This window comes from Streptomyces tyrfis, assembly GCF_037034285.1.
GTDB lineage: Bacteria > Actinomycetota > Actinomycetes > Streptomycetales > Streptomycetaceae > Streptomyces.
In genome coordinates this window covers 25204-31650 of record NZ_JBAGJZ010000070.1, presented here as the reverse complement: position 1 = coordinate 31650, position 6447 = coordinate 25204, and the positions used below count along the sequence as shown (strand labels likewise).

4 protein-coding genes are annotated in these 6447 nt (G+C 73.3%); all 4 read right to left on the bottom strand.

Annotated elements, in window-relative coordinates:
- Positions 1-117: 117 nt before the first annotated feature.
- The 4 genes from WA762_RS33455 to WA762_RS33440 all read right to left on the bottom strand — a co-directional run bounded on the left by WA762_RS33455 (position 118) and on the right by WA762_RS33440 (position 6378).
- Entirely contained in the window at positions 118-3222 is a 3105-nt protein-coding gene (locus tag WA762_RS33455; protein WP_335941220.1) for an NPCBM/NEW2 domain-containing protein, read from the bottom strand.
- A 125-nt stretch (positions 3223-3347) separates the two neighbouring features.
- Positions 3348-4577: a cysteine--1-D-myo-inosityl 2-amino-2-deoxy-alpha-D-glucopyranoside ligase gene (mshC, locus tag WA762_RS33450; RefSeq protein ID WP_335941218.1), complete on the bottom strand. Its 1230-nt coding sequence runs from the start codon at positions 4575-4577 to the stop codon at positions 3348-3350.
- A gap of 389 nt (positions 4578-4966) precedes the next feature.
- Complete coding sequence (locus tag WA762_RS33445; protein ID WP_335941216.1) at positions 4967-5824, bottom strand: SCO1664 family protein; 858 nt, start codon at positions 5822-5824, stop codon at positions 4967-4969.
- Positions 5788-6378: a DUF3090 domain-containing protein gene (locus WA762_RS33440; protein WP_335941214.1), complete on the bottom strand. Its 591-nt coding sequence runs from the start codon at positions 6376-6378 to the stop codon at positions 5788-5790. The genes WA762_RS33445 and WA762_RS33440 overlap by 37 nt, the downstream gene beginning before the upstream one ends.
- Positions 6379-6447 lie beyond the last annotated feature (69 nt).

Below are 6447 nucleotides of genomic sequence, written 5' to 3'. Positions count from 1 at the left end.
CGGACGGCCCGTCCGAGCACTGACCCCGAGGCGCAGCGGGGTCCGTCGCGGGGCGCCGGGCGGGAGGAGTTCCGGCCCGGCGCCCCGCGCCGTCACGGTCCCGTTCGGGGGACGCGGTCAGGCACAGGTGAACCGCGCGGCGGCCCAGTCCCCGTGGTCACCGGTCTTGGACCCGTTGGTGTCCGTGACCTTCAGGCGCACATGGCGGGCGCCGTCGAGCCTCACGTCGACCGGTACGGTCGCCGAGGCCCCGGTCACCTTCGGCGAGGTCCACAGCACCCGGCCGTCCGCCTCGACGGAGAAGGCCACTTCGCCGTAGCCGGCGATCTCGTCGTCGATGCCCACGTCCGCGGTGAACGCGGTGCAGCGTCCGCCGAGATAGACCTCGATGTCGGAGTCGGCGTGGGTGCCGATCCCCTTCGCGTAGGTCTTTCCGGCGAGGGTCAGGGTGTGTCCGTCGGCCGCGCCCGACTCGCCGTTGCTGCGGTCGCGTTCGGCGGGTCCGTAACCGTTGGTCTCCTTGAGCCACACCATGTCGCTCGCCCAGGTGTCCCCGGTGGGCGGCGACGGCATCACCGCGGCCGCGAGGCGCTGGACGGCCGTCCGGGACTCGCCGGACGCCCGGTAGCGGACGGCCGCCGTGATCCGCGCCTCCCCCGCCGGGGCGTCCTTCGGCGGGGTGACCGAGATCTCGACCCGCCGGGTGGCGCCCGCCGGGATCCTGCCGACCGGACCGGCCGGTGCGGCCCGCCAGCCGTCGGGGACGTCCAGCGAGACCGTGGCGTCGGTCAGGTCCGCGGCGCCGGCGGTGACGTCGACGGCGAGGGCGCCCTCGGTCCCGGCGCCCAGCTCCTGCCCGGCCGGGGCTGAGACGGCGGCCGCGGCCGCGGCGTCCCTGCCGCCGACCGCGCTGGTCCGCTTCAGCTTCACGGAGAACTTCCGGTCGGTGGGCAGCGGGGCGGTCTTGATCCGCACGACTCCGCCGCGGTCGTCCCGGTCGTACCACCAGCCCTGCCGCGCGGTCTCGAAGGCGGCGGCGGAGGTCAGCCGGGGCAGCTTCCCGCCGGCCTCGACCGCGCGGGGCTCGGACCCGGTGTGGACGGTGAACTCGTAGGGGCGGCTGCGCTGTTTCCCGGCGAACTCGCCCCTGCTCGCGCCGATCCGCACGGTGACGTCGCCCGTGCCCCGGACCGGGGCGTCCACCTCGGCCGTCTGGGTGGCGTACTTCCCGTCGCGGTGCTGCCGGGTGACGCCGTCGTCCTCGTACAGCGTGAACGACGAACGGCCCTGCGGGTAGACGTCCCAGGCGAGCGGGGAGTCCGCGGCGTGGTCCCGGTAGGAGCGGATGCCGGGCCACATCGGCACGGCGGCGCCGGCCCTGACGAACAGCGGCAGGGTGTCGAGCGGGGCGCTGTAGTGGTCGACGGTGACCGGTCCCCGGTAGGTGCGGCCGCTCCAGTAGTCGATCCAGGTGCCCCGGGGGAGGTAGATGCCGTCGCGGACGGTGCTGTCCTGGTAGACGGGTGCGACCAGGAAGTCCTTGCCGGACAGGAACTCGTACTTCGCCGCGTCCGTCGCCGCCCTCGGGTCGTCCGGGTATTCCAGGGCGAGCGGCCGGACCATGCCGACGCCGGTCTGCGTCGCCTCGTGCGCGTAGGAGTACTGGTAGGGCAGCAGCGACTCCTTGAGCTTGAGGTAGTCGCGGTTGATCGAGGTGTACGGCTCCCCGTACCGGAACGGCTGCTTGTCGTTCGCCGCCCAGCCGTCCATGGTCATCGTGGTGCCCAGGAACATCTTCCACTGGAGGTCACGGGTGTACGTCTTGGCGCTGCCGCCGAAGATGCCGTCGATGTCGCCGGTGGTGTAGGCGAGTCCGGACATCGTGGCGCCCGCGTACGTCGGGATCTGCCAGCGTATGTAGTCCCAGGTGCCGTACTGGTCGCCGGACCACTGGACGCCGCAGCGCTGGGCGCCGGCCCAGCTCTCGGGGGCGTAGGTGAAGCCGCGGGCGTCGCTGTTGTCCTCGATGCCGCGGTAGGCGTCCTTGCAGCCGTCGAGGGCGAACTTGTAGCCCTCGCCGACCCAGGCGACGTCCAGCTTGGCGACCCGCTGGCCCGCCCTGACCTGTTCCGCGATCGCGTCGATGCCGTCCTCGGTCCACAGGCCCAGCTGCATACCGCGGTCCCGGAGGCCCTTGGCGGTCTCGGCGAGGTCCTCGTGGCCGCAGCCGTAGCCGTCGTTGACGAGCATCCAGCCGTTCGGCATGTCGTGCTCGACGTAGCCGTCGGCCACCTTCAGGGCGTCCAGGGTGTGCCGCTCGCCGCGGTTGGCGTTGTGGAGGTAGCAGTCGGCGTCGCCGGTCTCCAGCCCGTAGACGGGCGGCAGGAAGGGTTTGCCGGTGAGCCGGGTGTACTGCCCGATGACGTCCTTCGCGCCGTCGCCCGCGAAGTAGTACGCGTCGAAGCGCCGTTCCTGCGCGGCGGCGGTCACCGGGTCGGTGAAGGAGTAGGTGTTGGGCGCGTAGGTGTTGCGGAAGACGCCGTATCCGGCCGAGGAGAGGTAGAAGGGCACGGAGTTGGGGTGCCCGCCGTCGTTCCAGTCGTAGTCGACGCCGACCTCGACGGTCCGGTCCCGGTGCGAGGTGTTGCCGCGGCCGTTCTGCATCCCGGCGCCGTAGAACTGCTCGTCGGCGCCGCGGTCCAGGGTCTGGGTGGTCCGTTCGGCGTTCCAGCTCAGTCCTCTGGCCTCGGACCAGACCTTCGTCCCGTCGGCCCGGTACAGCGCGAAGCGCAGCGGCGACTTGTGGACGCGCAGGGTGACGGCGTCGGTGGACAGCTCGTAGCGGTCGGCCCGTTCCTTCCACCGGGTGCGCGGCGGGGCGCCCTGCGGCAGCACGATGTCGTCGCCGGTGGGGTCCGAGAACGTTCCGTCCGGGGCGAGTTCGATGCGGAAGACGTCGGCTGAGACGAAGGAGATCCGGATCCGGGCGTCCCCGGCCCGCAGGCGGTAGACGGGCCCGTCGGCGGAGAAGCCGGTGACGGGCCCGACCGTGGTGTCCGGCCCGGCGGAGGTCTCCGCGGGCCGGGCTGCGGCCTCGGTGGACCCGGCGGAGGTCTTCGGTCCGGCGGCGCCGGCCTGCGCGGCGCCGGGGCCCGCGAGGACGGCCATCAACCCCAGCAGGGCCGCAACTGCCGCCGTTCTGATGTGCGTTGATGATTGCATAGAGCGCTTTTAGCGCAGCATCGAGCACTTGACCATGGACAAAACGGAACCGGCCCCGAACTTCTTCGAGAAGTCCGGGACCGGTTCGACGGACGGGAGCCGGCGGGCCGTGGCCGCGCGCGGTGCTACAACGCGACGCCCAGCAGCGCGTCGACGGTGCGTGAGACGAGCCCGGGAGCGCCCTCGTCCGTGCCGCCCTCGGCGTGCTGCCGCTGGGCCCAGCGGTCGACGGCGGCCAGCGCCGCCGGTGCGTCCAAGTCGTCCGCGAGGGCCTCGCGGACCTCCTCGACCAGCGCCTCGGCGGACGGCCCGTCGGGCCGGGAGACGGCGGACCGCCAGCGTCCGAGCCGGGCGACCGCGTCCGCGAGCACCTGGTCGGTCCACTCCCAGTCGGACCGGTAGTGGTGGGCGAGCAGGGCCAGCCGGATCGCCGCCGGGTCCACGCCGTCGCGGCGGAGCCGCGAGACGAAGACCAGGTTGCCCTTGGACTTGGACATCTTCTCGCCGTCCAGGGCGACCATCCCGGCGTGCACGTACGCCTGCGCGAAGGGGTACTCGCCGGTCAGCACCTGGGCGTGCGAGGCGCCCATCTCGTGGTGCGGGAAGGCGAGATCGGAACCGCCGCCCTGGACGTCGAAGCCCATGCCGAGGTGGTCCAGCGCGATGGCGACGCACTCGATGTGCCAGCCGGGCCGGCCGCGGCCGAGCGAGCCTCCGTCCCAGCTCGGCTCGCCCTCGCGGGCGGCCATCCAGAGCATCGGGTCGAGCGGGTTCTTCTTGCCGGGGCGCTCCGGGTCGCCGCCGCGCTCGGCGGACAGCAGTCGCATCGCCTCGGCGTCGAGGTGGGAGACGCCGCCGAAGTGCGGGTCCGCCTCGACGGAGAAGTACACGTCCCCGTCGAGTTCGTAGGCGGCGCCGGCGTCCCGGAGCCGTTCGACGAGCGGGACGATGCCGGGTATCGCCTCCACCGCGCCGATGTAGTGCTTCGGCGGAAGCATCCGCAGGGCGGTCATGTCCTCCCGGAACAGGGCCGTCTCGCGCTCGGCGAGCTCGGTCCAGTCCTGGCCGTCGCGCACGGCCCGCTCCAGCAGCGGGTCGTCCACGTCGGTGACGTTCTGGACGTAGTGAACCTGCCGCTTGGTGTCGAGCCACACGCGCTGGACGAGGTCGAACGCGTTGTAGGTCGCCGCATGACCCATGTGGGTCGCGTCGTACGGCGTGATGCCGCAGACGTAGATGCGGGCGACGGGACCGGGGTCGAGTGTGATCCGACCGCCGGTCGCGGTGTCGTGGATCCGAAGGTCGCGGCCCTTGCCGGGCAGGGCGGGGACCTCAGAAGCGGGCCAGGCATGCATGCATCGAGCCTAACCGGATGCACTTTCCGGATACGAACCGGATACCGGATCCTGGCCGAAGAGGCGCTCTTGCGCGAACGCGGCCCGTCTGCATCGGCCCGGAGCGCACCCCGCTCCGCCGGGCGCGCGGCCCCCGGCGGGCGCATCGGCCCCGCCCGTCCCCCACTGCTCCGCAGGCGGAATGGCCTGTTTCCCCGGGGCATCGCCCCGGGCGGGCCGGGCGCGGCGGACCGCCGGGGCCGTCTCGCGGCGGGCCCGGCCCGCGCCGGGCCGCTTCCGCGCCGCCCCCGGCCGAGGCTCCCCGGCGCCCGGTCCTCGCCGCGCGGGTCACCGTTTCGGACCACGGGCGCCGTTCGCCCGTCACGCCGTCGGCGGGCCGCCGCTCCGGGTCACACCGGGGGCCAGGGGATCGACGGCCAGCTGCCGCTCGGCTCCGGGTGCCGCCCCGACGTCCGCAGCCCGGCCACGCGCCCTCGCAGCGCCTCGATCTCGGCCCGGGTGATCAGCTCGCCCAGCCGGGTGACGAGCGGGGTGCCGGGGGCCAGCTCCGCGTCCAGCCGCTCGACGACGCCGGCGGCCTCGGCCGTCAGCGGCTCGCCCGCCCACCCCCACAGCAGGGTGCGCAGCTTGTCCTCGGCGTTGAAGGTCACGCCGTGGTCGATGCCGTAGAGCCGGCCGCCGGGCGCGGGCAGCAGATGGCCTCCCTTGCGGTCGCCGTTGTTGATCACGGCGTCGAGGACCGCCATCCGCCGCAGCCGGGAATCGTCCGCGTGCACCAGCAGGGCCGTCCGGCCCTCCCCGACCTCGGCGCGGACGACGGCCTTCCAGCCCTCCCCCGGTTCCTCGTCCTCGACGAGCGCGAGCAGCGGGGGCGGGCCGCCGTCGGCGGAGGGCTCGTCGCCGTCCGGCTCCGCGTCGATCCAGAGCTGGCACATGCCCTCGCCGTACGGTCCGTCCCGGAGAACGGTGGGCGGTATCAGCCCCCAGCCGGTCGCCTCGGAGATCTCGTACGCGGCGACCTCCCGCTGTGCGAGGGTGCCGTCCGGGAAGTCCCAGAGCGGCCGCTCCCCGGCCACGGGTTTGTAGACACAGCTCACTTCCTCGCCCTCGTGGGCGACCGTACAGAGCAGCACCGCGTTGGACGCGTCGCGCACCTGCCCGAGAACGGTGAGCCGGCCCTCGGTGAGCACCGTGACCAGTTCGGCGTCGCTCAGGCTCCGCGGCGGTATCCGTTCTGGCGCGGGCATACGTGTCCTTCCGGGTCGAGCGGCAGGCTGCACAGCGGGCACGGCGGGCGCCCGGCGTTCACGACGTCCAGGGCGCGCTTGGCGAAGGCCCTCGCCTGGGCGCCGCTCAGCCGCACCCGGAGCATCGGCGGGCCGTTCTCCTCGTCCTGCAGCAGCCGTTCCTCGGCCTCCGCGAGATCCTCGTCGGATTCGACGTCCAGCTCGACCAGCGCCTGCGCCTCGATGATCAGGCACTGCTCCTCGCCGTCCCAGGCGAGCGCCATCGTGCCGACCCGGAACTCCTCCTCGACCGGCGCGTCGAGAGGGGCGGTGTCGGTGACGTCCGCGGGCGCGACGGCGGGCACCGGGGAGTTCCCGCCGGTCCGCCGCACCACCTCGTCGAGCAGTTCGTCGATGCGCTCGGCGAGCGCGGCGACCTGCGTCTTCTCCAGGGCCACGCTGGTGACGCGCGGACCCGAGGAAGCCTGCAGGAAGAACGTACGACGTCCAGGCAGCCCGACCGTGCCGGCCACGAAGCGGTCCGGGGGGTCGTAGAGGAACACCTGACGGGACACGTCCTGTCTCCCTTGAAGATCGACGGCGGATGTGGGGTTGGGGGGCGGCCGGGGTCCGGTGGGGTCCGG